The organism is Salegentibacter salegens (genome assembly GCF_900142975.1).
Lineage (GTDB): Bacteria > Bacteroidota > Bacteroidia > Flavobacteriales > Flavobacteriaceae > Salegentibacter > Salegentibacter salegens.
On sequence record NZ_LT670848.1, the window covers coordinates 573,312 to 600,131 of the forward strand.

A 26,820-nucleotide genomic window follows, 5' to 3' on the forward strand; every position below is an offset into this window, starting at 1 on the left:
ATGGAAGAGAGAAACGAATTATACCCGGTATTCTTAAAAGTTAATAAGCTAAATATCCTGGTCGTTGGCGGTGGAAATGTAGGTCACGAAAAATTGCATTTTCTGTTTAAGTCGAGTCCGAACGCCAATGTAGAAGTGGTGGCGAAATGGTTTTTACCAGAAACCGAAGAACTGGCAAAAAAACACGGTGCAAAATTGACTAAAGGCAGGTATAGAAGGAAATACCTTAAAAACAGGCATTTTGTAATTGCAGCTACCAACGATGCGAAATTGAACAAGCGTGTCTATAAACACGCCAAAAAGCGGTATTTACTGGCCAATATTGCCGATACCCCGGAGCTCTGTGATTTCTATATGGGCGGAATTGTAAATAAAGGTCACGTAAAAATAGCGATTTCGACCAACGGAAAATCACCTACCGCGGCAAAGCGTTTACGTCAATTCTTTGAGGAAGTAATTCCTGAGGATGTAAACCAAATGGTAGAAAACCTGAATGAGTACCGAAGCACTATAAAAGGCGATTTTGAGGCTAAAGTAGAGCAAATGAATTCTATAACCGAATCTTTAAAAGTTAAAAACAAGAGTGATGATTAAAACAGATATCCTGATAATTGGGGCCGGCCCAACCGGTTTGTTTACCGTTTTTGAAGCGGGATTGCTAAAATTAAAAACGCATTTAATAGACGCGTTGCCGCAACCCGGCGGGCAATGTTCTGAGATATATCCTAAAAAACCAATTTATGATATTCCGGCATTTCCTGAAATTTTAGCGGGAGATTTAGTAGGAAATTTAATGGAACAAATAAAACCTTTTGAACCAGGATTCACTTTGGGCGAACGCGCCGAAACTTTAGAAAAACTGGATGATGGTACATTTATCGTAACCACCAATAAAGGCACCCAACACCACGCCCCGGTGGTAGCAATTGCCGGTGGATTAGGTTCTTTTGAACCCAGAAAACCCCCAATCGCTAATATTACAGATTTTGAAGATAAAGGCGTTTCTTATTTTATTAAAGACCCGGAAGTTTATCGTGATAAAAAAGTAGTAATAGCAGGTGGTGGAGATTCAGCTTTAGACTGGGCGATTTACCTGGCCGATGTTGCTGCTGAAGTAGCCCTGGTACACCGTCGAGCAGAATTTCGTGGAGCACTAGACTCTGTAGAAAGAGTTTCAGAATTGGCGAAACTTGGTAAGATAGAAATGATCACCAATGCTGAGGTTGTTGGCTTAAAAGGCGAAGATAATCTTGAGCAGGTGGTAATACGGCATAAAGATGAAGCCCGCGGTGAAGAATTTAAAGATGTAGATGAATTTATTCCATTATTTGGATTGTCGCCAAAACTTGGCCCGATTGGAAGCTGGGGACTGGAAATCGAGAAAAACGCGATAAAAGTTGATAATTCTTACGACTACCAAACCAATATTCCGGGGGTTTACGCCATTGGCGATGTGAATACTTATAAAGGAAAATTGAAACTAATCCTTTCCGGATTTCACGAAGCAGCGATTATGTGTCAAAGTGCTTATCAGCGAATTTTTCCTGATAAAAAGTATGTGCTTAAATACACCACGGTAGGCGGCGTAACCGGATTTGACGGTAGTAAAAAAGAAGCTAAAAAGGAAGTGGTACAGAGTATCGGGGTGTAAGTCCCCCGAACCCCGAAGGGGGAATTAATTAGAATAAAGTAAGATGTTTTTTAAAGCTTATTAGCTCCCCTCCTTTTTAAGGAGGGGTGGCCGATAGGCCGGGGTGGTTAAATTCCATGATTATTTTGGAATGCCACCTTCCCTTGAGAAGGGAAGGAGTATAAAATCTAAATCACCAAGTTTCCGCAAGTTGCGGGAGTAAAGACACGGATTTGTCGGCTTAACCTTTTGTTTCCGGGCTTTCTAAATTACACTTTTTCGGCGAAAGCCCGCTATTTGCGATAACCGATGTTAGGCGCTATTTAATCCAGTTTGTCTTCTCTTAACTTAATCTCGTTTACGACAACTTCCCTGACGGCAATGGTCGAAATTTCTTTTGTTTGGAGACTTATATTTTTATTATCAATTTTGGTAAAAATTGGGTTCATTTCTTTATCTAGGTCAAATTTATATTTTGATCTATAAATAACTTCTTGCTGACCATCGTAATCTATTCCTTGATCGAGTCCAACCGGGCCTCGAAAGAAATTTAAAATTAATTTTGCATCTTGTGCAGAGTTCGTGTAAATCCCCTCCGAGCTAAAATAAAAAGTATAATTTACCGTAGAAAATAATATACTTGTCAATCGATGATCCTTTTTAATATGAAAATGTAGGCCAAAATTGGATTTATAATTTTCTAGTGTATCAGAGATTTGTTCAACTATTGTATTTACGGAATCCTCAAATAATTTCACCCCTTTTTCGCTTTGTATAATTCTATTTTTGTTTTTTAAAAAAGATTCCTTTTGCTGAAAATCTGAAATTGTCTTTTCGACGTCTGGAATTTTATCTTCAAAATCAGGTAGTTTGCCTAGGGGTGGTTTTATAACTGGTGGTTGATCCGCTAATATTTTTATTAGTTCAAAAAGTCTTGAGTCAAACTTTTCATTTTTTCGCATATCGTGCGATATTTTTGTTTGCATAAAAAAAGGTGAACTTTCCTTTCTTTCTCCAGCTCTTAAAACAGGAATTATCCGAGTTTGATCAGGTTTACTGTCAAATAACTCTTTTGTAATTAAAGAATATTCGTATCCGGCGCCACCATCACGGTTATCAGCTTTTTTTTTATAGGTAGGAGTCATTATTGCGACTATCTTATCAGCAGTCATTCCTTTCTCCATAAAATACGTCATTTCATTACCAACTGACAGATCATATTGATCAAGAATAATATCTATTCCATTTTCGACTAATCTGTTGGCAAGGTTAAGGACCCACTCTTTATGTTCAGGACTATCCCACGTATATGATATAAATGCTTTAATTTTTTTCATAAAATATTTTGTTTCCTCAAATGTAATTGCATTCCTATCTTTTGTCAATAGTTTTGCTTAATTAACTCAAAACAAAATTTTAAATAGCGCCCAACGTTTACGGTTATCGCAAGTTGCGGGAGTAGGGACGCGGACTTGTCTGCTTAACTATTTTCTTTCCTGGTTTCTAAAATTACACTTTTCGACTAAACCCGTTATTTGAGATTAAAGACGTTGTAGCCATTTTTATTTCTTGCTTTTGTTCGAAATAGTTGCCACCATCGTGATTGCTCCAATGAATGGAGCAGTTAAAAGTCCCATTAATATTGTTGAGTCAATTTTAAATGATAAAATATTGATTATGAGAATTGATATTGGAACGAATAAAATAATAAAGAAAATTAGCCAACTTATGAATAAGATAAATATGTTGCTACTAGAGAAAAAATCTGAGATATTAGGGGAGTGTTAGCTCAACTCTGTCTGCTTCTTCTCCCGGGGGTACCCCCGGGAGAAGAAAATTTTAGTTTTTCGTTTCATTGGTGGCTAAGTCCAACTCTAGCCGACCTTCAAATTTAATAGCTAATTGTTGAACTACCAAACCCCAGTTCTGCAGTGGGGCGTTCCATTTCTTTTCAATTCTTCTGGTAGCTAGGTAAACCAGCTTCAATAGTGCCATATCATTGGTAAAAGCGCCTTTGGTCTTGGTTACTTTTCTTACCTGCCGGTGAAAAGCCTCTACGGCATTTGTGGTGTATATGAGTTTTCTAATGGGTGCGGTATATTCAAAATAAGCACTCAATCGGTCCCAGTTATCATTCCAGGAACGGATCACTATGGGATATCTTTTGCCCCATTTTTCTTCCAGATCCAGTAAAGCCGATTCAGCCTGGTCTTTGGTGTCAGCCTTGTACACCAGTTTAAGGTCTTTCATAAAATCTTTTTGATCCTTACTGGCCACATACTTCATACTATTGCGGATCTGGTGGACAATACATAGCTGAATATCAGTCTTGGGATAAACAGAATGAATGGCTTCACTAAAGCCCGTAAGATTATCCGTACAGGCAATCAGAATATCTTTTAAGCCACGGTTGTTTAATTGGGTCAGCACCTGAAGCCAAAAATTGGCCCCTTCACTTTCCGAGATATACATACCCAGCACTTCCTTTCTTCCAGCTTTATTTATTCCTAAAATATTATACAAGGCCTTGTGCTTTACTTTGCCTTCTTCGCGTACCTTGAAGTGCATCGCGTCGAGCCATAGGATGCAATATACCGGCTCCAAGGGGCGATCCTGCCATTCCTTAACCTTGGGAATCACCCGGTCCGTAATATCACTTAGAACGTGTGTGGATATCTTGGAATCATACATTTCCTCTATATGAGCTGAGATATCCCGCAGGCTATTGCCCATCCCGTACATGCCTATAATCTGCTTTTCTAAATTATCGGCCAGGATACGCTGGCGTTTCGCTACGATCTCCGGCTCAAAGGTACTGTTACGATCCTGGGGCGTGTTAATGGTGACGTCCCCTTGGCTGCTCTTTAGGGTCTTTTTGCCTTTGCCATTACGCTTATTACCTGCTTTTGAGCCTTTTTCTTCATCGGAAAGGTGCGAAGACATTTCTGCTTCCAGGGCCTCTTCCATAAACTCCCTAAGCATTGGAGCAAAAGCGCCGTTTTTGCCGGTTAGGGATTCTCCTGATAAAAATTGTTTTAATGCTTTTTCCTTTAATTCCTTAATCTCTTCTTGTGTCATAATCTAGTCTAAAAATTTTAATTTAATTTTCAAAGTCTAGACAGACTTGAGATTACACCCTCGATATTAGAAAAGAAGGTTTTAATTTTTGATGTTTTACTATCAACATCGTTATTATTATCTAATATTTCAATTTTTGTCAGTTCTTGATAAAATTCTCTTAGAATTACATTCTTATATTCTTTTAGTTTTTCACCATTTTGATTTTTTTCTTCAGGTTTTACTTTTGCGAACTCATATAACGTGATTATTTCTATAAGTGGTAATATTTTATCAATTTCAATTCTTTTTTCTAGTCTGCTATAAATTTTTTCATCTATTGTATTTGTTGATTCGATTATCTCTTTAGAATCATCTGTAAATTTTATTAACCCATTTTGCTTTTCTAGGCTTTTCTGAATTTCTGCAAATGTAAATGAGCCAACAGGTGTTTTTTCTCCAGAAATATGCAGTGTTTGAAGGGGTTCGCTAATTTTTTCAAAATATTTTGTCCCTTTCTCTAGATGTACTTCATTTTCATTGAGTAAATAACTTTTCAATTCTTTTCTTAATATGTAAGCATAACAGAATTTTAATAGAAACGGTTTCAGAAATTTGTTTTCTCTACTTTTCCAGTATAAATAGGGTAGATATGAAATCCCTAAAATAACTAAACTAACTAATACACTGAGACCCCAACTAATCCAGAATGAAAATTTAATATTAGAATGGAGAAAAACAGCATCTAACCACAGGAATAGAGATTGGAATTGGTCATCCATAACTTTTGGGAAAACTGGTATGACACTAAATGTTACAAAAACAAAACTTAAAAAGAGTAAGAATTTAAAAAGGTTAGATTTCCATTTGTTCTTTTTCCTATAATCGAAAAGATCTTCTATTGAATTGAAAAAATCTGTAATACTTGTTTCTAATTTGGAATCTTTTAAAATCATTATTTTCTTTAAAATTGGCTATAACTCCTAATACCCGTAGCGTTTCAAACTATAGCAAAGTTCGTATTCAGGATAAAAACATTTTTAATTTTAAGCGTCCCTGTAAATCTATTAAAAATTTGCTACTATCATTTACGGAAAACCCTAACATGTTATAAGCTAAAGAACCGTAAGGTTTTTTAATAAGCTTTAGCTAAATTTGTTCAAAACAAGATTTATCATGAAGATCAGCCTAAAAAGACTTAATAAAGATTATCATTTTGAAACCGTAAATGAACGAGGAGACATTGTTCACTTAGACAATAAAACCGATGCCGAACCAAAGGGTGCCAGCCCAATGGATCTATTGCTAAGAGCTATTGCGGGTTGCAGCAGTATTGATATAGTTATGATTCTCAAAAAGCAACACCTGGAACTTGAAGATCTTCAGGTTGAGGTTGAAGGCTTTAGGGAAGATGGTGCAGTGCCAAATGTTTTTAAGAAAATTCAGCTTAATTTTCTTTTAAAAGGAGATGTGCCCGCGGCAAAAGCAAAACGTGCAGTAGATCTTTCTATGGAAAAATACTGTTCGGTTTCTAAAATGCTGGAAAAGGCAGCTGAAATTAATTATGCTATCACCTTAAATGGTGAGCTTATCAATTAATGAAATCTTTCGAAACCAGAATAGTTAGAACCTGGAAGCCTTCGGTGCTTCTAAGAATTCTTTTTATTATTCTCCTTCTTGGAGGGAGTGCGCTAACATCTATTTTTGAAGTAGAAGAAGCCTGGCTTCGAATTTCCGGTAGTATTGCTTTTATGCTGGGAATGTTCTGAGCTTTAAGTCAGTCGTTTATTAAGCCAAAGAATCTCGGTGAAATTACGATAGATGAAAATAGCGTAGAAGTGATTTTAGCCAATTCCAGGAAGGAATTTTTTATTTCTGAATTACAGGAAATCGGTTTTAAATATGGTGGTTACGCCAGTTTCTGGAAGTATACTTTGTACGGCAATAAAAACCATATTTATTTTACTACGATTTCAGGTGATAAATATAATTATGAAATTATTCTTCAGAATAAACAGAAGAAAGAAGCGCTGAAATATTTTCTAAACGAATTAAATGCAACTGATTCTATTGAAATTAAGAAGTTTGGTAATTCGGCTTTTTAAGTCAATAGAAACTTTGGAAATTAAAGCCGTATTTGGGAATAATCTTTAATTTTTATCCCTTCTTTTTTCTGTTTTCTTAAAAATATAATTCAGTAAATCATATAAAATACATTATCCATAAAAATTACTCTTAGGCCTTGCATTTAAAAGGCTGTGCCGTATATTTGCTGGTTCAAGTTCATTGTTTATAACATCGTTATCAAGAAAGGTTGAGGGAATAGACCCGTTGAAACCTTGGCAACCCTCCTGTAATGGGAGAAGGTGCTACCTTCTACTTCGCTTTTGGCGAAGATAGATAACAAGAAAGAATTCTTTCCCGCTTCTTTTTTTGATAGTGATTTTAGATAAAATTATATGTCGAAATTAGAAGAACAACTTCAAAAAAATATACTCATTTTAGACGGTGCCATGGGCACGATGCTTCAGGAATACAAATTTTCTGAAGAAGACTTCCGTGGAAAACGTTTTAGCGATTGGCCGGTTTCCGTGCAGGGAAATAACGATCTTTTGTCTCTTACGCAGCCTGAAGCAATCGCAACAATACATCGCAAATATTTTGAAGCCGGAGCCGATATTGTAGAAACTAACACCTTTTCTGCAACCACGATCGCCATGGCCGATTATAAAATGGAAGAGCTGGTAGACGAACTCAATTATGAGTCGGCCAGGATTGCCAAAGAAGTTGCCGTGAAAATGACTGAAGAAAACCCGGAAAAACCTCGTTTTGTAGCCGGCGCCATTGGCCCAACTAACAAAACTGCCAGTATGAGCCCAGATGTAAACGACCCCGGATTTCGTGCAATTTCTTTTGAAGAATTGCGGGTAGCTTATAAACAACAGGCCAGAGCTTTAATAAAAGGCGGCGCAGATATTCTTCTGGTAGAAACCGTGTTTGATACTTTAAATGCTAAAGCAGCACTTTTTGCCCTGGATGAACTTAAAGAAGAATTGCAGTTAGATATTCCAATAATGGTAAGTGGGACGATTACCGATGCTTCAGGAAGAACTCTTTCGGGGCAAACCGCTGAAGCTTTTCTAATTTCAGTATCACATATTTCATTATTGAGTGTTGGATTTAACTGCGCATTGGGCGCTAAACAACTAACTCCGCACCTGGAAGTTTTAAACCGATTTGCGAACTGTGGAGTTTCGGCTTATCCTAATGCAGGATTGCCAAATGCTTTTGGAGAATACGACCAGGATGCTGAAGAAATGGCAAGACAGATTAGGGAATATTTAGAAAAAGGTTTGGTGAATATTCTTGGTGGTTGCTGTGGTACCACACCAGAGCATATTAAAGCTATTGCTGAAATTGCCAAAGATTATAATCCAAGAAAAATAGTGAAACCTGAATTTTCCACCGCTTTATGATAGAAACAGTGAATCAAGAAAATAAACAGGAAGAAATTTCCCCGGAAAAAGAACAACAAGAGGTTAGGCCTTTAAAGTTATCAGGCCTGGAACCTTTAATAATTACCCCCGATAGCAATTTTGTAAATGTTGGGGAAAGGACTAATGTAGCGGGTTCCAAAAAATTCCTTCGGTTAATTAAAGAAGAAAACTTTGAAGAAGCCCTGGAAGTCGCCCGAGACCAGGTAGACGGTGGTGCCCAGATTATCGACATTAATATGGACGATGGCCTTATTGAAGGCAAAGAGGTTATGGTGAAGTTCCTTAATCTAATTGTGGCCGAACCCGATATTGCCCGTGTGCCTATCATGATAGATAGCTCTAAATGGGAGATCATCGAAGCCGGTTTACAGGTGGTGCAGGGAAAATGTGTGGTAAATTCTATAAGCCTAAAAGAAGGTGAAGCAGAATTTATTGAACACGCCACGAAAATAAAACGTTATGGGGCAGCGGTAATTGTAATGGCTTTTGATGAAGTGGGGCAGGCCGATAATTATGACCGCCGAATTGAAATTGCAAAGCGTTCTTATGATATCTTGGTTAATACGGTAAAACTACCACCAGAAGACATCATTTTTGACCTTAATATTTTTCCGGTAGGTACCGGGATGGACGAGCATAAACGCAATGCCATAGATTTTATTGAAGCCACGCGTTGGGTAAGAGAAAATCTTCCTCATTGTAGTATTAGTGGGGGAGTTAGCAATGTTTCGTTTTCCTTCCGTGGAAATAACCCGGTGCGGGAAGCCATGCATTCGGTGTTTTTGTATTACGCGATTAAAGCAGGAATGAATATCGGGATTGTAAATCCTGCACTTCTGGAAGTTTATGATAATATCCCGAAAGACCTTTTAGAGCATGTGGAAGATGTAATCCTGGACAGGAGAGAAGATGCTACCGAACGCTTGCTTGAATTTGCAGAAACAGTAGTAGGTTCTAAAAAAGAGAATAAAGTAGATCTTTCCTGGAGGGAAAAACCCTTGCAGGATAGGGTTACTCACGCACTTGTAAAGGGAATCGATGCTTATATTTTAGAGGATATTGAACAGGCGCGTCAGGAAGCCGAACAACCTATTGAGGTAATAGAAGGCCATTTAATGATAGGTATGAATGTAGTGGGCGATCTTTTTGGAAGCGGAAAGATGTTCCTTCCGCAGGTAGTGAAATCGGCGCGAGTAATGAAGAAAGCGGTAGCTTACCTTTTACCCTATATAGAAGCTGCAAAAAAAGCCCCGCAACCCCCAAAAGGTGAGGATTATTGGGAAAAAACCGATCCGGAATTTTTTGGTGGCATGAAGGAATTTGCCGAAAAACATCGCTATAATAATATTAGTGAAGCTGAGACCATTTTGGGGGATGCTTTAGATACTGGGGAATTGAAGTCTTACCAATTTAAAAGGCAACAAATTATAGGGGATTATATAGCCGATTTTGTATGTCTTGAAGAGAAACTTATAGTAGAAATTGATGGCCTAATACATCAATTGCCCGAGGATAAAAAGAATGATGAAGAAAGAACGGCCTGGCTAAAAAAGCACGAGTTCCGGGTTATTAGGTTTAACGATGACGATATACGCTCTAATCTGGACAGCGTTTTAAATAAAATTTCCAGAATGCTTAAAAAGGCCCTGCCATCGAGTGCGGGAGGGGCGGGAAAAGTTTTAATGGCTACAGTAAAGGGAGACGTTCACGATATTGGGAAAAATATTGTAAGTGTGGTATTAAGTTGCAATAATTATGAAATTATAGATTTAGGCGTCATGGTGCCGCCAGAAAAAATTATTGAAACTGCAAAAGCAGAAGGCGTTGATGCTATCGGGCTAAGTGGCTTAATTACACCTTCTTTAGATGAGATGGTTTTTCTGGCCAAAGAGATGGAACGGCAAAATTTTGATGTGCCTTTACTTATTGGAGGTGCCACAACCTCAAAAGCGCATACGGCAGTAAAAATAGATCCGCAGTATAAAAATGCGGTAGCTCACGTAAATGATGCTTCTCGTGCGGTGACGGTAATTGGTGATCTTTTAAAAGAAAATACGCGCGTAAAATATATGAGCGATCTAAAGGCGGAATATGATAAATTCAGGCTTAATTTTAAGAAACGAAGTAAAGTAAAATCTTTTCTTTCTATTAAAGACGCGAGAAAGAACAAGTATGCCATAGACTGGAAAACCACCCAAATAACCAAGCCTAATAAACCCGGAATTCAGCAGATAGATGATTTCGATTTAAGAGAACTTAAAGCTTTTATAGACTGGAGTCCCTTCTTTAGAAGCTGGGATTTACACGGCCGGTATCCCGATATTTTAACCGATAAAGTGGTGGGTGAACAGGCAACTTCATTATTTGCCGATGCAAAAGTTTTGCTGAAAAGAATTCTTGACGAAAAATTACTGAAAGCAAAAGCGGTGTACGGATTGTTTCCAGCGAATACGGTTAACGATGATGATATTGAAGTTGCTTATGAAGAAGATTCCGAAGAAAAAACTATTCTTTTTAGAACCCTTCGGCAGCAATTAAAAAAACACGGTGGAAAACCAAATTTTGCACTTTCCGATTTTATTGCGCCAAAGGAAACCGGAATCCAGGATTATATAGGCTGTTTTTGTGTAACTACAGGTTTTGGAACCGCAGAATTAGCTAAAAAGTTTGAGGAAGATTTCGATGATTATAACTCGATCATGATAAAAGCCTTAGCTGATAGACTTGCCGAAGCTTTTGCTGAATATTTACATAAAAAAATAAGACGTGAAGACTGGGGTTATGCGCCCGAAGAAAATTTAAGTAACCAGGAATTAATAAAGGAAACTTATAAGGGAATTCGCCCGGCACCGGGTTATCCCGCCTGTCCAGATCATTTAGAAAAAATAAGTATTTGGGAAGTTTTAAAGGTTAAAGAGCGAATTGGCGTAGAACTTACCGAAAGTTTAGCGATGTGGCCGGCTGCGAGCGTAAGCGGTTATTATTTTGCCAATCCTGAAGCTCGATATTTTGGCCTTGGAAAAATAAAAGACGATCAGGTGAGGGATTTTGCTGAAAGAAAAGGAATTCCGTTGAAAAAAGCCGAAAAATGGCTTAATCCAAATATTGCAGATTAATAGTATAATGAAATCAGCAAGATGCTGGACACAAAAACAGCAACACACAGGGCTATGTTTATAGGGCTGTAATAAATCCCCATTTTGGTGCCAAAATTATAAACAGATGAAATACCAATTTACAATATACAGTTTACAGCATACAATAAATTTTAAATGAAAGTATCAGAGCATATAAACCGGGCAAAAGGAGAAACATTGTTTTCTTTTGAAATTGTTCCGCCGCAAAAAGGAAGAAATATACAGGATCTCTATAATAATATAGATCCGTTAATGGAATTTAAACCGCCGTTTATAGATGTGACTACCTCCCGGGAGGAACACGTTTATATTAAAAAAGAAGATGGTTTACTGGAAAGAAAGATAACCCGTATGCGTCCCGGTACGGTGGGCATTTGTGCTGCAATAAAGCAAAAATATAATGTAGATACTATTCCGCACGTGCTTTGTGGTGGTTTTACTCGTGAGGAAACCGAGTATTTATTGGTAGATTGTCATTATCTGGGTATAGAAAATGTAATGGCTTTGCGTGGGGATGCCATGAAACACCAACGTTATTTTGAACCTACTCATGGCGGGAACTGTTTTGCCAGTGAGTTGGTAGCACAAATTAAAGATTTGGGAGAAGGAAAATATCTAAACGAAGTTATTGAATCTGATAATAACGCCGATTTTTGTATTGGAGTGGCCGGTTACCCAGAAAAACACCTGGAATCCCCATCATTGCAAACCGATTTAAAAAGGTTGAAAACAAAGATTGATGCCGGGGCAGATTATGTGGTTACTCAAATGTTTTTTAATAACAAAGCATACTTTGATTTTGTAGATCAGGCAAGGGAAGCAGGAATCACTGTGCCTATAATTCCAGGGATAAAACCCATAGCCGTTAAAAGGCATCTACAATTATTGCCTCAGGTTTTTAGCATAGATATGCCTGAAGAATTAATTAGAAATGTTGAATCCTGTAAAAATAATGCTGAGGTTAGAAAAGTTGGTATTGAATGGGCTATAGCACAATCTAAGGAGCTGAAAGCTGCTGGAGTTCCTGTTTTACATTACTATTCTATGGGAAGAAGTACCAATATTCAGAAAATTGCCGAGGCGGTTTTTTAAAATATTAGGCTACATTTGCCGATAATGAAGAAAATTACTGCCCTTATTTTTCTTTTCAGCATTTATAATAGTTCTGCCCAGGAACCCGGGAAGAATTATTATTCTTTTGATGCCAGCTATTTTTACGGAACAATTGCCGAACACAATCCCGATATCGCTCATTTAATTACCGGGCATCCTACGGGTTTAATTCTTGGTTTTAATAAAAAAAGCTTCGGATTGGAAGATTGGGAAAAGCGTTATAATTATCCCGATGTTGGCGCTTCTTTTACCTATCAGGATATGAAAAATCCCAACTTAGGTGAAAATTACGGACTCTATGCGCATATGAATTTCTACCTTTTCAAAAGAAATTTAATGTTTAGAATAGGGCAGGGGCTTGCATATGCTTCCAATCCATATCACCCAGATGATAATTATAAAAATAATGCCTACGGTTCGCGCTTGCTAAGTTCCACTTACCTGATGGCGAATTATAAAAAGGAAAATATTTTTGAAGGTTTGGGAGTGCAGGCCGGGCTTTCCTTGATTCATTATTCCAACGCCGATTTTAAATCGCCTAATGCCAGCACAAATACTATCACCTTTAACCTGGGCGTAAATTATGCTTTAGACCATCAAAACCAGTCTAATTATATTCCAAAAGGCTCACAAGAAAAATATACAGAACCCATTAATTTTAATTTTGCATTACGAAGCGGCGTTAATACGATGGGAATTATTGGTTCTAAACAGTATCCGTTTTTAACCTTTTCAGCTTATGCCGATAAGGTGCTTAATCATAAAAGTACGCTTCAGGCGGGAACTGAAGTTTTCTTTTCCAAAGCTATGGAAGAACGTATTTATTATCAGTCGGTAGCTTTTCCTTCCGGAAATACCACCGGGGATGAAGATTCTAAACGGGTTGGGGTTTTTGTTGGGCATCAGCTAAATTTCAATAAGTTATCGGTGATCACACATTTGGGATATTATGCGTATTATCCATACGAGCATTTTGTAGATCAGCTGTATAACAGGGTTGGTCTGCAAAGAAAAATCACCGAAAATCTTTGGGCTTCACTTACAGTACGTTCCCATTATGCGAATGCCGAGGCCGTAGAAATTTCAATTGGATATCGACTATGAGAAAGCAAATTTTCAGCATATTGATATTGATTTTTGTCTTTTTAGGATGTGATTCTGAAGAAGTACCAACCTGTGTAAAGACGTCCGGGGAAATTATTTTTGAAGAGTTTAGCGTAGATTCCTTTGAAGAAATTATAGTTTATGAACGTGTAAAACTTTTTATTGAACAGGGCGATGAATATAAAGTGAAGATCGAAACTGGAGAAAATCTTCGTGAAAATGTATTTGCTGAAGTAGAAAATAACCGACTTCAACTACGGAATGAAAATTCCTGTAACCTTTTTCGGGATTACGAGATCACCAAAATTTATGTAACTACGCCAACTTTAAACTGGTTGCAAAATAGCAGTGGTAGTGCTATTGAAAGTGTTGGCACCCTAAATTTCCCAGAGCTTTGGTTGCGATCTTTTAACCAGGAGCGCGACCCGAATATTCATACTAATGGCGATTTCATCCTTGATCTTGAGGTTGAAAATCTAAGAATTACCAACGATAATATTTCTAATTATTTTCTAACCGGAAATGCAGAAAATGTAAACCTCTTTTTTGCAAATGGTGATGGCAGGCTGGAAGCCGAAGATTTAATCGTTCAGCATTACGACATTTTACATCGAGGCACCAACAAATTAATTATCAATCCGCAGCAATCTTTGAAGGGCGATATTTTTGGTTTTGGAGATATAATTTCAAAAAACCGTCCAACAGAGGTTGATATTGAAGAACACTACACCGGCCGACTTATTTTTGAGTAAGTTCCGCAAACAAACTTTCTAAATTTTTCGTTTTTTGATTTAACTGGAGTGTTTTTAATCCGTTGTCATGGGCAAAATCGAATACTACAGGACGCATATCTTTTTTGGTGTCAAAAGTGAGTTCATAGGCAAATCCACCAACATTTTTTGCTGAAAGTAAATGTGGCATTTTTTGGAGCGCGATTTCTTCAACGCGGTAGTCGAATTCCACTAAAATCACCTGTTCATTTTCTTCGCGTAAATTTTTTAAATTTTTATCGGCAACTATCTTTCCTTTATTGATGATGATCACCCTATCGCAAACAGCTTCAACTTCCTGCATAATGTGAGTGGAAAGAAATATGGTTTTTCCCGATTTTTCCTTTCCAATATTCTTAATAAGATTCCGGATTTCCACTAATTGATTGGGATCTAATCCCGTGGTAGGTTCATCTAAGATCAAAACCTGTGGATCGTGAAGCAATGCCGTTGCCAGCCCAACACGTTGCCGATATCCTTTAGAGAGCTGCTCTATCTTTTTATTGGCTTCCGGTTTTAGGCCGGTAAGTTCTATAACTTCTTCTATGCGTGATTTATCGGTTTTATAAACTTTGGTATGGAATTCCAAATATTCTCGCACGTACATTTCAGTGTATAGTGGATTATGCTCCGGCAAATAGCCAATTTGCTGCTGAATTTTATGTAAATCGTCTTCAAGAGAAATTCCATTTATTTCAGCTTTACCTTCTGATGCAGAAAGATAACCGGTAAGGATCTTCATTAAAGTAGATTTTCCGGCACCGTTTGGGCCCAAAAAACCAACAATCTCTCCTTTGTTCAGCTTAAAAGAAACTGAATCCAGCGCTTTTTGTTCGCCATAAAATTTTGAAATTCCTTCAACATGAATAGACATAGCAAGCATTTTTTCAAAAGTAAGTATTTTTAACTCGCCAATAATAGTCCGAAATTAGATATATCAGGTTTCAGAAGCGCCATCTCATTAGAGATTTCGGAATTACTAAGTGATTATTTTAAAAGCTATTATAAATATTTCGACGATTCTTTAGAAAAAAAATCAAGTCTGTAAAAAGCATATAAAAGCCTAAAAAAATCTAAAAAATGGTTTTTCATTAAGGAATTATATTCTACTTTAGCCCCAGAACAACGAAACAATGAATCACTTAATTAGCTGGAACGCATTTTACTTTTTTTATTTCTATTTCAGAGATAGGAACGGGAATGCTATGTAATTAAGTAAGAAATTATATAAAAAAGTCCCGATAAACATCGGGACTTTTTTTTTACTCAATTATCGAGATTATTATAAAAATTAATGGAGAAAATTATTGCAATTCAGGGAGTGCAGGGGTCATTTCATCATTTGGTGGCCCAGGAATATTACCACCAGGAGGTTAAGGTTTTAGAATGCATGTCTTTTGCTGAACTAACCAAAAGCCTTTTAAAGGGTGAAGCTAATGAAGGTGTGATGGCTATAGAAAATTCTATTGCGGGCTCGATTCTACCAAATTATGCACTTATAGATGAAAATAATCTAAAAGTGGTAGGTGAGCATTATATCCCGATAGATATGAATTTTATGGCAATGCCGGGACAAAAAATAGAGAACATTAAAAAGGTCTATTCGCATCCCATGGCGCTTTTGCAGTGCAAGGAATTCTTTAAAAAGCATCCGCATATTAAATTAATTGAAGATGCCGATACCGCGGAAGTTGCCAGGAGAATTTCAGAAAAAGGAAGTACAAAAGTTGCGGCGGTGGCCAGTAAAGCTGCAGCGCGGTTATTCGGACTGGAAATTTTAGCAGAAAGCATTCATACCAAGAAAAGCAATGCGACGCGTTTTTTGATTATTAGCACCAAAAAGAAAGAGCCAAATGGCGATAAAATAGATAAAGCTTCTTTAAAGTTTGAACTGGAAAGTAAGCGTGGCAGCCTGGTTTCAGTATTAAATATCTTAAGGGATTTTGACCTGGATATGACTAAGATACAGAGTATGCCTATTATAGAATTTCCGTGGAAATATTCATTTTTTATCGATGTAACTTTTGAAGACTATGCAGAATTCCAAAAAGCAATGGATATTTTGGAAGTAATGACCGAGCGATTAACAATTTTAGGAACCTACAAAAACAGTTTGTAATGATAGAGCAGGCCAAAAGGTTGAGCAACGTAAAAGAATACTATTTTTCCACAAAATTGAAGGAAGTGCGTGCAATGGCAGCTGCCGGGAAAGATATTATAAATCTTGGTATTGGCAGCCCAGATTTGGCGCCACCAACACAGGTGATTTCGGCTTTAAACGAAGCCCTTGTAAATACCGGTGCTCACCAATATCAGCCTTATAAAGGCACACCCGATTTTAGAAATGCTATCGCCAAATTTTATCAAAATCATTACCAGGTTTCTTTGGATGCAGAGACCGAGATCCTTCCGCTTATGGGAAGTAAAGAGGGAATCACCCATATTTCTATGGCTTTTTTAAATGAAGGTGATGAGGTACTTATCCCAAATCCCGGGTATCCAACTTATTCTTCGGTTACTGAACTTGTGGGCGCAAAAGCAGTTTTTTATGATCTAAATGCTGAAGGAAATTGGTTGCCGAATTTAGAAGAATTGGCGAAGAAAGATCTGAGCAGGGTAAAACTAATGTGGGTTAATTATCCGCATATGCCTACAGGAGCCTCGGCTAATAAAACGCTTTTTGATGATTTGGTGAAGTTTGGAAAGGAAAATAACATCCTAATTGTAAACGATAATCCATACAGTTTTATCCTGAACGACAATCCCAAAAGTATTTTAAAAGCTGAAGGAGCGAAAGACGTGGTTTTAGAACTGAATTCCTTAAGTAAAAGTTTTAATATGGCCGGCTGGCGAATAGGAATGCTCTGTGGAAGCGAGAAAAACCTAAACACGGTTTTAAAAGTAAAAACCAACATGGATAGCGGAATGTTTTATCCGCTACAAGCTGGAGCGGCAGCTGCTTTACGCTTAAACGGAGATTGGTTTTCTGCCCAAAATAAAGTTTATCAAAGCAGAAAAGAAAAAGTACTGGAGCTTGCTGAAGCTTTACAATGTGAACCTGAAAAAGATCAAACAGGAATGTTTGTTTGGGCAAAGGTTCCAAAGGGCACAAACGCTGAAGCTTTTGTAGATTTTCTGCTAAATAAATATCACATTTTTACCGCGCCGGGTTTTATTTTTGGTAGTAATGGCGAAGGTTACATTCGGTTTTCACTTTGCGCTACGGAAGAAAATATAAACCGGGCAATTAAACGGATACAATAATGAAAGTTCAAATAATAGGAATAGGACTTATAGGCGGCTCTTTTGCGCTGGATATTAAATCGGCTTTTCCCGAAGCGGAAATCTATGGGAGCGATGCCAATGATAAAAACCTAAAAAAAGCGAAGGAGCTCAGGATTATAGATCATTTTTCGAAAATGGAAGATGTTCCACACGCCGATGTTGTTTTGGTGGCTGTTCCGGTAGATGTTGCCAATAAAGTGGTAACTGAAGTTTTAGATTTGGTAGGTGAAAACACCCTGGTTTTTGATGCCGGTTCTACCAAATCGGGACTTTGTAAAGAGATCGCGAATCATCAAAACAGAAGGAATTTTTTAGCGGCCCATCCTATTGCAGGAACCGAGTTTTCCGGGCCCGAAGCGGCAATTTCTAACCTGTATAGGAATAAAACAAATATAATTTGTGAAGTTGAAAAAACAGCTTTTAAACTTCAGGAGCGGGCGCTTGATATTTTTCAGAAACTGGGAATGAGAATTCGATATATGGATCCAGTTTCCCACGATAGGCATATTGCTTATGTTTCACATTTATCTCATATAAGCTCGTTTATGTTGGGGAAAACAGTTTTGGAAAAAGAGCGAAACGAGCGCGATATTTTTGATTTGGCAGGCAGTGGATTTGCTTCTACGGTAAGACTTGCAAAAAGTTCTCCGGCAATGTGGTCTCCGATATTCAAAGAAAATAAAGAGAATGTGTTAGAAACTTTAACTGAATATATTAATAATCTTACGCATTTTAAAGACTTGCTGGAAAATGATGATTTCCAGGAAGTTTATAATGAAATGCAACGCACCAATCATATCAAATCAATTTTAAACGGAATAAATTAAAAATCAGGATTAAAATTTAAAATTATGGAAAACAACAAAGAACAAAGAAAGTGGCTAGACGATTTCGGATTAGATCATCCGTTGGTAATCGCTGGCCCTTGTAGCGCTGAAACCGAAGAGCAGGTTTTAAAGATCGCTCACCAATTAAAAGATACCGATGCCACTGTTTTACGTGCCGGAATCTGGAAACCCAGAACAAGACCGGGAAATTTTGAAGGTGTTGGAGCGCTAGGTTTAAAATGGTTGAAAAAAGCCAAAGAAGAAACCGGGATGATGACGACCACCGAAGTTGCGAACGCAAACCACGTAGATCTTGCTTTAGAAAACGATGTTGATATTCTTTGGATTGGCGCCAGAACTACGGTTTCGCCGTTTATTGTTCAGGATATCGCTGATGCTCTTAAAGGCACCGATAAAACGGTTTTGGTGAAAAACCCGGTTAATCCAGACCTTTCACTTTGGTTGGGCGCGGTTGAAAGATTTCATACTGCCGATATTAAAAATTTAGGAGTAATTCACCGTGGATTTTCAGCTTACGAAAAAACGAAATACAGAAATAACCCTGAATGGCAGATCGCGATTGAGCTTCAGAATAAATTTCCAGATCTTCCGCTAATTTTAGATCCGTCGCATATTGCAGGGCGTAGAGACATTATTTTTGATCTTTGCCAGACAGCTTTAGATCTTAATTACGACGGACTTATGGTTGAGACCCACCACACTCCCGATGATGCCTGGAGTGACGCTGCACAGCAAATCACCCCCGCAACACTTGTTCAGATTATGAAAGATTTGAAGATTAGAAAAGAGGTTTCAGAAAGTGAAGAATTTCAGAATAAACTGAGCACTTTAAGAGCTAAAATTGATGTAGCCGATAATCAATTGATCGAGCTACTTTCAAAAAGAATGAAAATTTCAGACGAAATTGGACAGGTGAAAAAATCACAGAATGTTTCTGTTTTACAAACGAAAAGATGGAACGAAATTCTTGGGAATATGGTATTAGAAGGAGAACAGCACGGATTAAGCGAAGAATTTATTCTGCGTTTGTTTAAAGCGGTTCACCAGGAATCCATTAACCACCAGGAAAAAATTATGAAAGCTTAAGAATCTTGTTTTCCATGATTTTTGGTTTAAAAGCAACTAGTGAAAACTGCTTTTGCTATTTTAGCAAAGTGGCTGTTTGGAGGTTAACTTATGGACGTCATCCTGTCCCGAGGCTTCGAGATTGTTTCCGTCAAGTTGAACTTGTTTCAGCTTCTAATATGTTAACAACCGTCATCCTGAAACGAGTTCAGGATGACGGTTTTAAAAAACTTCAAACAGCCACTTAAAAACCACAATGTGAATGAAAGGAACCGTTTATAAATCTACCGGAAGCTGGTACCAGGTGAAAAGTGAGGCGGGAACGTTTTATGATTGCCGAATCAAAGGAAAATTCAGAATTAAAGGTATTAAAAGTACCAATCCTGTTGCTGTGGGTGACCGCGTAGAATTTGATATTGAAGATAAGGAAGGAGCAGAGCAGGGAGTGATTAAAAAGATTGATGAACGAGAGAATTATATTATTCGGAAATCGGTTAACCTTTCTAAGCAAACCCATATTATCGCGGCCAATATAGACCAGGTTTTTTTACTGGTTACCCTTAATAATCCGCCCACGCTTACCACTTTTATAGACCGATTTCTGGTTACTGCTGAAGCTTACCATGTAAAGGCGGTGTTGCTTTTCAATAAAGTTGATAGCTATAACGAAGACGAGTTGGTAGAGATCAAATATCTCGCCGCAATTTATAGAAATGCGGGTTACGATTGTATAGGGATTTCAGCAACTACCGGTAAAAATGTAGATAAAGTTAAGGATATGATGCTGGGCAAAACCAGTATGTTTGCCGGCCATAGTGGAACGGGAAAATCTACTTTGATCAATGCGATTGAACCGGGTTTAAATTTAAAAACTTCCCAGATTTCTGAACAGCATAAGCAGGGACAACATACCACTACTTTTGCAGAAATGTTTGATCTTACTTTTGATGCAAGAATTATTGACACCCCGGGAATTAAAGGTTTTGGTGTGGTAGAAATTGAACGTGAAGAATTGGGTAATTATTTTCCTGAATTCTTTAAAGTTAAACAAGACTGTAAATTTCATAATTGTTTACACCTGGAAGAGCCAAAATGCGCTGTAAAGGACGCCCTGGAAGAAGGTTCTATTGCCTGGAGCCGTTATAAAAGTTATCTCCAGATTTTAGAAGGGGAGGAAGACAATTATAGAACAGATATTTATCCAAAAAAATGAGAGTAGTTTTACAAAGGGTTTCAAAAGCTTCGGTACAAATAAACCACGAGATCAACGCCGTGATGCGTAAAGGCCTTTTAATTTTACTGGGAATAGAGGCAGAAGATACCCAGGAAGATATAGACTGGCTTTGTAACAAAATTGTAAAAATGCGCATTTTTAATGATGAAAATGATGCGATGAATCTTTCTTTATTAGACGTAGATGGCGATGCCATTGTTGTAAGTCAGTTTACTTTACACGCTTCTACAAAAAAGGGAAACCGCCCAGGTTTTATAAAAGCAGCAAAGCCAGATATTGCTATTCCGCTTTATGAAAAATTCATTAAAAAACTGGAAGAATCTTTAGGGAAACCGGTAGGAACGGGAAAATTTGGCGCCGATATGAAAGTGGAATTAATTAACGACGGGCCGGTAACAATAAGTATAGATTCAAAACAAAGGGAATAAAATGGACATAGAAAACGCTCAAAAAGCTGTAGACGATTGGATAAATGAACACGGAGTTCGGTATTTTAACGAACTTACCAATATGGCGCAACTTACCGAAGAAGTAGGCGAAGTTGCCCGAATTATCGCGCGCCGTTATGGAGAGCAAAGCGAAAAAGAATCAGATAAAGATAAAGATTTAGGAGAAGAGCTTGCAGATGTGATGTTTGTAGTGCTTTGTCTTGCCAATCAAACGGGAGTTAATCTCCAGGAAGCTTTTGATAAAAAACTAGATATTAAAACAAAAAGAGATCACGACAGGCATCATAATAACGAAAAGTTAAAATAATGAAATTCAAAGAAATGATTTCGAAAAGAGCCTTCTGGAAATCAGTTTTATTTCTAGGGCTGGGCTTTTTAATTGTATATGATATTGTAAGTATGCTGTTTGAATACGGCGGATTTCATTTTGAAGCCTATTTTACTGACCGTACAGAAGATGGTAAATTATTTCGCTTTATAGTAGGCCAATTGCTTGCAGCTTTTGCGTATGGATTTATCATTTCGTTTGGGCAGTTTAGAGCAAAACAAAAGAAAGATGTTGAAAATTAATATTAGCAATTAATGAACTTAAAGATTTCAAATACCAAAAAACATCTTACGGGAACTATAAAAGTTACCGGCTCTAAAAGTGAATCTAACCGTTTACTTATTTTGCAGGCTTTATATCCCAGTTTAAAGATCAGCAACCTTTCCAATAGTGACGACACCCATTATTTACAAAAAGCTCTGAAGAATGAAGATGAATTAATTGATATTCATCACGCTGGTACCGCAATGCGTTTTTTAACCGCCTATTTCTCTACTTTAGAAGGAAGAGAAGTAGTTTTAACCGGAAGTAAAAGAATGACGGAGCGTCCGGTGAAATTATTGGTAGATGCTCTTAAAAAAATGGGAGCCGATATTTCTTATGAAAAGAATGAAGGCTATCCTCCAATTAGAATTAAAGGGAAGAAGTTAGAAGCTAAAACGGTAAGCCTGGAAGCAAATATTAGCAGCCAGTATATTTCAGCCTTAATGCTTATCGCGCCTTCTTTACCCAATGGACTCGAAATTAATTTAGAAGGTAAGATTACTTCTACACCCTACATTAAAATGACCTTAGAAATCTTGCAGCGAGCTGGCGTTACAGGAACTTTTGAAGGAAATACTATTACAATCGAACCGACTAATAAATTAGAAGAGCAAACCCTGGCGGTAGAATCAGATTGGAGTTCGGCTTCTTATTATTATAGTTTGGCGGCAATAAGTGAATCTGCTGAACTTAAATTGAGTACTTATAGAAAAACAAGTCTCCAGGGAGATTCCTGTTTGGCTGAAATCTATAAACAATTTGGGGTTACTACAAAATTTGAAGGCGATCATGTTATTTTAGAAAAACGTCCCGGCAGCAAACCAAAACATATAGAAGAAAACCTTCAAAATTCACCCGATATCGCACAAACCATAGCAGTAACCTGTTTAGCTTTAAATGTGCCTTGTTATTTAACCGGTTTGCATACCTTGAAAATTAAGGAAACCGACAGGCTGGAAGCTTTAAAAACGGAAATTGAAAAGTTTGGCAGTAAAGTGAAAGCAACCCATAACAGCCTCGAGCTTCTTCCGCAGAAAGATTTTTCAGAAAATGTTTCGGTAGCAACTTATAACGACCACCGAATGGCGATGGCTTTTGCGCCGTTGGGGCTCAAAGTTCAATTTAAAATTGAAGATGCCGAAGTGGTTTCAAAATCGTATCCCGGGTTTTGGGAAGATCTTGAAAAACTCAATTTTGAGATTGAAAAAACCTCAATTTAAAAGCTTTTTTTAAATAAACCTTTAATTACTTGACAACCCCTACCTTGAGATTGTATATTTGCCGCTTCTAAAAATGCAATTATGGGAATGAAACTTTCACACTTCAATTTTGAACTTCCGGATGAACTTTTGGCAGAGTACCCTTCAGAGAATAGGGACGAAGCACGGCTAATGGTTCTAAACAGGAAAGAACAAACAATTGAACATAAACAATTTAAAGATATTCTGGATTATTTTAAGCCTGAAGATGTTATGGTATTGAACAATACCAAGGTATTTCCGGCGCGATTATATGGTAATAAAGAAAAAACCGGTGCCAGAATTGAGGTTTTTCTTTTAAGGGAATTAAATCCTGAAACCAAACTTTGGGATGTACTTGTAGATCCTGCGAGAAAAATTAGAATCGGGAATAAACTTTATTTTGGTGACGATGAAAGTTTAGTGGCAGAAGTGATAGATAACACTACTTCCCGCGGAAGAACGCTTCGTTTTCTTTACGATGGTTCTTATGAAGATTTCAGAAAAAAATTGAAGGATCTTGGGGAAACTCCGCTTCCAAAATATATAAAACGTGATGTTGAGCCTGAAGATCAGGAACGTTATCAAACAATTTACGCGAAAGAAGAAGGAGCTGTAGCGGCACCAACTGCGGGCCTTCACTTTTCTAAACACCTGTTAAAGCGTTTGGAAATTAAAGGAGTAGATTTTGCTGAAGTTACTTTACACGTAGGTTTGGGAACTTTTAGCCCGGTTGAGGTAGAAGACCTTAGCAAGCATAAAATGGATAGCGAAGAAGCTTTTATTGAAAAGAAAGCTACGCAAACCATCAACAAAGCAAAACTGGAAAACCGCCGCGTTTGTGCTGTAGGTACAACCGTAATGCGCGTGTTAGAAAGTGCGGTTTCTTCAAACCATACTTTAAACGAATTTGGAGGTTGGACTAATAAATTTATTTTTCCTCCTTACGATTTTAGTATTGCGAATTGCATGATTACCAACTTCCATACTCCAAAATCTACACTGCTTATGATGATCTCGGCTTTTGCCGGTCACGATTTTATGAAGCGTGCTTATGAGGAAGCGGTAAAAGAAAAATACCGTTTCTATACTTATGGAGATGCGATGTTGATCATCTAATTTTTAATTTGATATAATCTTAGGCCATGAATTCACTAATAATATTGGTGAATTCGTGGCTTTTTTCTTTTCAGAAAGAACAATAATATTCCTAAAAGGTTTCAAGAATCCTGTACATTTAGGAGTTTTTCAACTTCAAATTTCTCTTATCACCACAATCTAAAACACTTAGCTTCAGCTTAACTTAAAAATCCTTTAATTCTTCATACTTTTGCAGCGTGAAAAATAAGAAAAAAGACATACGGGCACTTACAAAAGCACAACTGCAGGAATTTTTTGTGGCTAATGGCGATAAATCTTTCCGCGGAAGTCAGGTATACGAATGGCTTTGGAATAAAGGCGCGCACAGTTTTGAGGCGATGACCAATATCTCTAAAGAAACCCGTGAAATGCTGGACGAGAATTTTGTGATAAACCATATTCGGGTAGACCGGATGCAGCGTAGCAGCGACGGTACCATTAAAAATGCTGTGAAACTTCACGACCAACTCACGGTTGAATCGGTTTTAATTCCAACAGCCAGCAGGACTACAGCCTGTGTTTCTTCACAAGTGGGATGTAGCTTAGATTGCCAGTTTTGCGCTACCGCAAGATTAAAAAGAATGAGAAACCTGAATCCCGATGAAATTTATGATCAGGTAGTTGCTATAGACAATGAAAGCCGCTTGTATTTTGACAGGCCGCTTAGCAATATTGTTTTTATGGGAATGGGAGAACCGCTTATGAATTACAAGAATGTAATGAAAGCGGTAGAAAAAATTACTTCACCCGAAGGCCTGGGAATGTCCCCAAAACGAATTACGATTTCTACTTCAGGAGTTCCAAAAATGATAAAAAAACTGGCCGATGATGAAGCGAAGATAAAACTTGCAGTTTCCCTTCACTCTGCAATAGATGAAGTACGAACACAAATAATGCCTTTTAATGCTACTTTTCCTTTAGACGATCTTCGGGAAGCTTTGGAATATTGGTATTCTAAAACCAAAAGCCGAATTACTTACGAGTACATTGTTTGGAAAGATATTAACGATACCCGTAAAGATGCTGAAGCCCTGGTGCGCTTTTGCAACTATGTGCCGTGCAAAGTAAATTTAATTGAGTACAACCCTATAGACGATGGGAACTTTCAGCAGGCATCTTCTAATGCTACAGATATGTATCAACAAATTTTGGAGCGCAATGGGATTACAGTAACCGTAAGACGTTCGCGCGGAAAAGATATCGATGCTGCCTGTGGTCAGTTAGCAAATAAATCGGCTTAATTGATCTTTAAAATTACTTTCTTTTCAAAAGAAAAACCACTGATGAATATTCTCTATAAATAATTATCTTTGGTGGCTTAATGAAAGTAATTTCCCAAATAAAACTTCCGGTTGAGAAAGAGATGGAACTTTTCGAAAAGAAGTTCCTGGAATCTATGTCGTCCAAAGTTGCACTGCTCAACAGGATAACACATTATATTGTTAACCGCAAAGGAAAGCAGATGCGGCCTATGTTTGTTTTCCTGGTTGCCAAAATGGTTTCAGACGGGAGCGTGAACGAACGTACTTATCGAGGCGCCTCGGTTATAGAGCTTATTCACACTGCTACCTTGGTTCACGACGATGTGGTAGACGATTCTAACCGCCGCCGGGGATTCTTTAGTATAAATGCTTTATGGAAAAATAAAATTGCCGTTTTGGTGGGCGATTATTTACTTTCTAAAGGTTTACTGCTTTCTATAGATAATAATGATTTTGACTTACTGAAAATTATTTCAGTTGCTGTTCGCGAAATGAGTGAAGGTGAACTGCTTCAAATAGAAAAAGCCAGGCGTTTAGATATTACTGAAGCCGTTTACTACGATATTATTAGGCAAAAAACAGCTACACTTATTGCCGCTTGCTGCAGTTTAGGCGCTGCTTCGGTTAAACCCGATTCTGATGCGATTGCTAAAATGAGACGATTTGGTGAATTAATTGGGATGGCTTTCCAGATTAAAGATGATCTTTTTGACTATGGCGATGAACAGATAGGTAAACCAACCGGAATAGATATTAAGGAACAAAAAATGACTTTGCCCTTAATTTACGCTTTAAATAATTCAACGAAAAAAGAGAAGGACTGGGTGATTAATTCGGTTAAAAATCACAATAAAGATAAGAAACGGGTAAAAGAGGTGATTCAGTTTGTGAAAGACAAAAATGGCCTTGATTATGCAGTAAAACGTATGGAAGAATTTCAGCGGGAAGCTTTGCTGATCCTGGAAGACTACCCTTCATCACCTTATCGTGAATCGCTGGAACTTATGGTAAATTACGTAATAGAACGTAAAAAATAAGGCTGTTTAGTAGGTTTAACGAAGTAATGAAACAGCCTTATTAGTTTTTAGAAAAATTATAGATTAGTTATCGTCTTCGTGAATTTCTTCATCTATTTCTCTTTCTACTTTTTCTGCGCCTTCCTCTACTTTTTTGGCACCTTCTTTTACTTTATCCCCGGCTTTATTTACATTGTCTTCAATGTCTTCACCTATGGCTTCTACTGCATCTTCTGTTTTTTCCTGGGTAGTTTCGCGACAGGAATATAAACTAAGTGCAAAAATGCTAACTAATAATAAAACTAACTTTTTCATTGTAATTTGATTTTGGTTTAAACTAAAAAAAGCCACTTTCGGTTAAGAAAGCAGCTTTAGATTTTCTT

General features: G+C 37.5%; 27 protein-coding genes and 1 riboswitch. Of the genes, 22 read left to right on the forward strand and 5 right to left on the reverse strand.

Going from position 1 to position 26,820, the window contains the following annotated elements:
* Both B5488_RS02495 and B5488_RS02500 read left to right on the forward strand, forming a co-directional pair.
* Nucleotides 1-594 (forward strand): precorrin-2 dehydrogenase/sirohydrochlorin ferrochelatase family protein, encoded by a 594-nt coding sequence (locus B5488_RS02495; RefSeq protein WP_079733837.1) that lies wholly within the window; start codon nt 1-3, stop codon nt 592-594.
* Nucleotides 587-1,651 carry an NAD(P)/FAD-dependent oxidoreductase gene (locus B5488_RS02500; protein ID WP_079733838.1) on the forward strand — a complete coding sequence of 355 codons (1,065 nt, stop codon included), beginning with the start codon at nt 587-589 and terminating at the stop codon, nt 1,649-1,651. The genes B5488_RS02495 and B5488_RS02500 overlap by 8 nt, the downstream gene beginning before the upstream one ends.
* Nucleotides 1,652-1,953: 302 nt before the next feature.
* On the opposite strand, the gene B5488_RS02505 is transcribed toward B5488_RS02500, so the two are convergent.
* From B5488_RS02505 to B5488_RS02520, 3 genes are all read right to left on the reverse strand, one after another.
* Nucleotides 1,954-2,967 (reverse strand): toll/interleukin-1 receptor domain-containing protein, encoded by a 1,014-nt coding sequence (locus B5488_RS02505; protein ID WP_146128746.1) that lies wholly within the window; start codon nt 2,965-2,967, stop codon nt 1,954-1,956.
* A 502-nt stretch (nt 2,968-3,469) separates the two neighbouring features.
* The gene (locus tag B5488_RS02515; protein ID WP_079733433.1) at nt 3,470-4,708 is read right to left on the reverse strand and encodes an IS256 family transposase; all 1,239 of its coding nucleotides are present in this window, start codon (nt 4,706-4,708) and stop codon (nt 3,470-3,472) included.
* Nucleotides 4,709-4,737: 29 nt separating this feature from the next.
* The gene (locus B5488_RS02520; RefSeq protein ID WP_079733841.1) at nt 4,738-5,643 is read right to left on the reverse strand and encodes a hypothetical protein; all 906 of its coding nucleotides are present in this window, start codon (nt 5,641-5,643) and stop codon (nt 4,738-4,740) included.
* 220 nt (nt 5,644-5,863) lie between these two features.
* Between B5488_RS02520 and B5488_RS02525 the strand changes: the two genes are divergently transcribed.
* The 8 genes from B5488_RS02525 to B5488_RS02555 all read left to right on the forward strand — a co-directional run bounded on the left by B5488_RS02525 (nt 5,864) and on the right by B5488_RS02555 (nt 14,290).
* Complete coding sequence (locus B5488_RS02525; RefSeq protein WP_079733842.1) at nt 5,864-6,286, forward strand: OsmC family protein; 423 nt, start codon at nt 5,864-5,866, stop codon at nt 6,284-6,286.
* Nucleotides 6,286-6,456, forward strand: coding sequence for a hypothetical protein (locus B5488_RS17815; protein WP_154045341.1), 171 nt, complete (start codon nt 6,286-6,288; stop codon nt 6,454-6,456). The genes B5488_RS02525 and B5488_RS17815 overlap by 1 nt, the downstream gene beginning before the upstream one ends.
* Nucleotides 6,457-6,525: 69 nt before the next feature.
* Nucleotides 6,526-6,792: a hypothetical protein gene (locus tag B5488_RS02530; protein WP_079733843.1), complete on the forward strand. Its 267-nt coding sequence runs from the start codon at nt 6,526-6,528 to the stop codon at nt 6,790-6,792.
* 193 nt (nt 6,793-6,985) lie between these two features.
* A riboswitch (SAM riboswitch) is annotated at nt 6,986-7,094 on the forward strand.
* Nucleotides 7,095-7,146: 52 nt separating this feature from the next.
* Nucleotides 7,147-8,163: a homocysteine S-methyltransferase family protein gene (locus B5488_RS02535; protein WP_079733844.1), complete on the forward strand. Its 1,017-nt coding sequence runs from the start codon at nt 7,147-7,149 to the stop codon at nt 8,161-8,163.
* Nucleotides 8,160-11,300 carry a vitamin B12 dependent-methionine synthase activation domain-containing protein gene (locus tag B5488_RS02540; protein WP_079733845.1) on the forward strand — a complete coding sequence of 1,047 codons (3,141 nt, stop codon included), beginning with the start codon at nt 8,160-8,162 and terminating at the stop codon, nt 11,298-11,300. Before B5488_RS02535 ends, B5488_RS02540 begins: the two co-directional genes overlap by 4 nt.
* A 156-nt stretch (nt 11,301-11,456) precedes the next feature.
* Nucleotides 11,457-12,413 (forward strand): methylenetetrahydrofolate reductase [NAD(P)H], encoded by a 957-nt coding sequence (gene metF / locus B5488_RS02545; protein WP_079733846.1) that lies wholly within the window; start codon nt 11,457-11,459, stop codon nt 12,411-12,413.
* A 24-nt stretch (nt 12,414-12,437) separates the two neighbouring features.
* On the forward strand, nt 12,438-13,538 hold the full coding sequence (locus B5488_RS02550) for an acyloxyacyl hydrolase (protein WP_079733847.1): 1,101 nt from the start codon (nt 12,438-12,440) through the stop codon (nt 13,536-13,538).
* A complete protein-coding gene (locus tag B5488_RS02555) occupies nt 13,535-14,290 on the forward strand; it encodes a head GIN domain-containing protein (protein WP_079733848.1) in 756 nt (251 codons plus the stop codon). The genes B5488_RS02550 and B5488_RS02555 overlap by 4 nt, the downstream gene beginning before the upstream one ends.
* Here B5488_RS02555 and gldA read toward each other — a convergent pair.
* On the reverse strand, nt 14,277-15,182 hold the full coding sequence (gldA, locus tag B5488_RS02560) for a gliding motility-associated ABC transporter ATP-binding subunit GldA (RefSeq protein WP_079733849.1): 906 nt from the start codon (nt 15,180-15,182) through the stop codon (nt 14,277-14,279). The two genes, B5488_RS02555 and gldA, sit on opposite strands and share 14 nt — an antisense overlap.
* 420 nt (nt 15,183-15,602) lie before the next feature.
* Here gldA and B5488_RS02565 point away from each other — a divergent pair, with 420 nt between their 5' ends.
* The 12 genes from B5488_RS02565 to B5488_RS02625 all read left to right on the forward strand — a co-directional run bounded on the left by B5488_RS02565 (nt 15,603) and on the right by B5488_RS02625 (nt 26,458).
* Nucleotides 15,603-16,427 carry a prephenate dehydratase gene (locus B5488_RS02565; RefSeq protein ID WP_079733850.1) on the forward strand — a complete coding sequence of 275 codons (825 nt, stop codon included), beginning with the start codon at nt 15,603-15,605 and terminating at the stop codon, nt 16,425-16,427.
* Nucleotides 16,427-17,572 (forward strand): pyridoxal phosphate-dependent aminotransferase, encoded by a 1,146-nt coding sequence (locus B5488_RS02570; protein ID WP_079733851.1) that lies wholly within the window; start codon nt 16,427-16,429, stop codon nt 17,570-17,572. The genes B5488_RS02565 and B5488_RS02570 overlap by 1 nt, the downstream gene beginning before the upstream one ends.
* Nucleotides 17,572-18,420 (forward strand): prephenate dehydrogenase, encoded by an 849-nt coding sequence (locus tag B5488_RS02575; RefSeq protein ID WP_172839993.1) that lies wholly within the window; start codon nt 17,572-17,574, stop codon nt 18,418-18,420. The genes B5488_RS02570 and B5488_RS02575 overlap by 1 nt, the downstream gene beginning before the upstream one ends.
* Nucleotides 18,421-18,444: 24 nt before the next feature.
* On the forward strand, nt 18,445-19,527 hold the full coding sequence (locus B5488_RS02580; protein ID WP_079733853.1) for a bifunctional 3-deoxy-7-phosphoheptulonate synthase/chorismate mutase type II: 1,083 nt from the start codon (nt 18,445-18,447) through the stop codon (nt 19,525-19,527).
* A gap of 241 nt (nt 19,528-19,768) precedes the next feature.
* Nucleotides 19,769-20,719, forward strand: coding sequence for a ribosome small subunit-dependent GTPase A (rsgA, locus tag B5488_RS02590; RefSeq protein WP_079733855.1), 951 nt, complete (start codon nt 19,769-19,771; stop codon nt 20,717-20,719).
* A complete protein-coding gene (dtd, locus tag B5488_RS02595; protein WP_079733856.1) occupies nt 20,716-21,168 on the forward strand; it encodes a D-aminoacyl-tRNA deacylase in 453 nt (150 codons plus the stop codon). The genes rsgA and dtd overlap by 4 nt, the downstream gene beginning before the upstream one ends.
* Before the next feature lies 1 nt (nt 21,169).
* Nucleotides 21,170-21,496 (forward strand): nucleotide pyrophosphohydrolase, encoded by a 327-nt coding sequence (locus B5488_RS02600; protein WP_079733857.1) that lies wholly within the window; start codon nt 21,170-21,172, stop codon nt 21,494-21,496.
* Complete coding sequence (locus tag B5488_RS02605) at nt 21,496-21,759, forward strand: hypothetical protein (RefSeq protein ID WP_079733858.1); 264 nt, start codon at nt 21,496-21,498, stop codon at nt 21,757-21,759. The genes B5488_RS02600 and B5488_RS02605 overlap by 1 nt, the downstream gene beginning before the upstream one ends.
* 12 nt (nt 21,760-21,771) lie before the next feature.
* Nucleotides 21,772-23,001, forward strand: a complete 1,230-nt coding sequence (gene aroA / locus B5488_RS02610; protein WP_079733859.1) for a 3-phosphoshikimate 1-carboxyvinyltransferase — start codon at nt 21,772-21,774, stop codon at nt 22,999-23,001.
* A gap of 81 nt (nt 23,002-23,082) precedes the next feature.
* The gene (gene queA, locus B5488_RS02615) at nt 23,083-24,138 is read left to right on the forward strand and encodes a tRNA preQ1(34) S-adenosylmethionine ribosyltransferase-isomerase QueA (protein WP_172839994.1); all 1,056 of its coding nucleotides are present in this window, start codon (nt 23,083-23,085) and stop codon (nt 24,136-24,138) included.
* Between the two features lie 218 nt (nt 24,139-24,356).
* Nucleotides 24,357-25,400 (forward strand): 23S rRNA (adenine(2503)-C(2))-methyltransferase RlmN, encoded by a 1,044-nt coding sequence (gene rlmN / locus B5488_RS02620; RefSeq protein WP_079733860.1) that lies wholly within the window; start codon nt 24,357-24,359, stop codon nt 25,398-25,400.
* 80 nt (nt 25,401-25,480) lie between these two features.
* Complete coding sequence (locus B5488_RS02625; RefSeq protein WP_079733861.1) at nt 25,481-26,458, forward strand: polyprenyl synthetase family protein; 978 nt, start codon at nt 25,481-25,483, stop codon at nt 26,456-26,458.
* A gap of 63 nt (nt 26,459-26,521) precedes the next feature.
* Here the strand turns inward: B5488_RS02625 and B5488_RS02630 are convergent, their stop codons facing one another.
* Complete coding sequence (locus tag B5488_RS02630) at nt 26,522-26,752, reverse strand: hypothetical protein (protein WP_079736504.1); 231 nt, start codon at nt 26,750-26,752, stop codon at nt 26,522-26,524.
* Nucleotides 26,753-26,820 lie beyond the last annotated feature (68 nt).

Bases quoted from the DNA above. Each gene is read 5' to 3' on its own strand.
- B5488_RS02495 (WP_079733837.1), top strand. From the start codon at position 1: ATGGAAGAGAGAAACGAATTATACCCGGTATTCTTAAAAGTTAATAAG.
- B5488_RS02500 (WP_079733838.1), top strand. From the start codon at position 587: ATGATTAAAACAGATATCCTGATAATTGGGGCCGGCCCAACCGGTTTG.
- B5488_RS02505 (WP_146128746.1), bottom strand. From the start codon at position 2,967: ATGAAAAAAATTAAAGCATTTATATCATATACGTGGGATAGTCCTGAA.
- B5488_RS02515 (WP_079733433.1), bottom strand. From the start codon at position 4,708: ATGACACAAGAAGAGATTAAGGAATTAAAGGAAAAAGCATTAAAACAA.
- B5488_RS02520 (WP_079733841.1), bottom strand. From the start codon at position 5,643: ATGATTTTAAAAGATTCCAAATTAGAAACAAGTATTACAGATTTTTTC.
- B5488_RS02525 (WP_079733842.1), top strand. From the start codon at position 5,864: ATGAAGATCAGCCTAAAAAGACTTAATAAAGATTATCATTTTGAAACC.
- B5488_RS17815 (WP_154045341.1), top strand. From the start codon at position 6,286: ATGAAATCTTTCGAAACCAGAATAGTTAGAACCTGGAAGCCTTCGGTG.
- B5488_RS02535 (WP_079733844.1), top strand. From the start codon at position 7,147: ATGTCGAAATTAGAAGAACAACTTCAAAAAAATATACTCATTTTAGAC.
- B5488_RS02540 (WP_079733845.1), top strand. From the start codon at position 8,160: ATGATAGAAACAGTGAATCAAGAAAATAAACAGGAAGAAATTTCCCCG.
- metF (WP_079733846.1), top strand. From the start codon at position 11,457: ATGAAAGTATCAGAGCATATAAACCGGGCAAAAGGAGAAACATTGTTT.
- B5488_RS02550 (WP_079733847.1), top strand. From the start codon at position 12,438: ATGAAGAAAATTACTGCCCTTATTTTTCTTTTCAGCATTTATAATAGT.
- B5488_RS02555 (WP_079733848.1), top strand. From the start codon at position 13,535: ATGAGAAAGCAAATTTTCAGCATATTGATATTGATTTTTGTCTTTTTA.
- gldA (WP_079733849.1), bottom strand. From the start codon at position 15,182: ATGTCTATTCATGTTGAAGGAATTTCAAAATTTTATGGCGAACAAAAA.
- B5488_RS02565 (WP_079733850.1), top strand. From the start codon at position 15,603: ATGGAGAAAATTATTGCAATTCAGGGAGTGCAGGGGTCATTTCATCAT.
- B5488_RS02570 (WP_079733851.1), top strand. From the start codon at position 16,427: ATGATAGAGCAGGCCAAAAGGTTGAGCAACGTAAAAGAATACTATTTT.
- B5488_RS02575 (WP_172839993.1), top strand. From the start codon at position 17,572: ATGAAAGTTCAAATAATAGGAATAGGACTTATAGGCGGCTCTTTTGCG.
- B5488_RS02580 (WP_079733853.1), top strand. From the start codon at position 18,445: ATGGAAAACAACAAAGAACAAAGAAAGTGGCTAGACGATTTCGGATTA.
- rsgA (WP_079733855.1), top strand. From the start codon at position 19,769: ATGAAAGGAACCGTTTATAAATCTACCGGAAGCTGGTACCAGGTGAAA.
- dtd (WP_079733856.1), top strand. From the start codon at position 20,716: ATGAGAGTAGTTTTACAAAGGGTTTCAAAAGCTTCGGTACAAATAAAC.
- B5488_RS02600 (WP_079733857.1), top strand. From the start codon at position 21,170: ATGGACATAGAAAACGCTCAAAAAGCTGTAGACGATTGGATAAATGAA.
- B5488_RS02605 (WP_079733858.1), top strand. From the start codon at position 21,496: ATGAAATTCAAAGAAATGATTTCGAAAAGAGCCTTCTGGAAATCAGTT.
- aroA (WP_079733859.1), top strand. From the start codon at position 21,772: ATGAACTTAAAGATTTCAAATACCAAAAAACATCTTACGGGAACTATA.
- queA (WP_172839994.1), top strand. From the start codon at position 23,083: ATGGGAATGAAACTTTCACACTTCAATTTTGAACTTCCGGATGAACTT.
- B5488_RS02625 (WP_079733861.1), top strand. From the start codon at position 25,481: ATGAAAGTAATTTCCCAAATAAAACTTCCGGTTGAGAAAGAGATGGAA.
- B5488_RS02630 (WP_079736504.1), bottom strand. From the start codon at position 26,752: ATGAAAAAGTTAGTTTTATTATTAGTTAGCATTTTTGCACTTAGTTTA.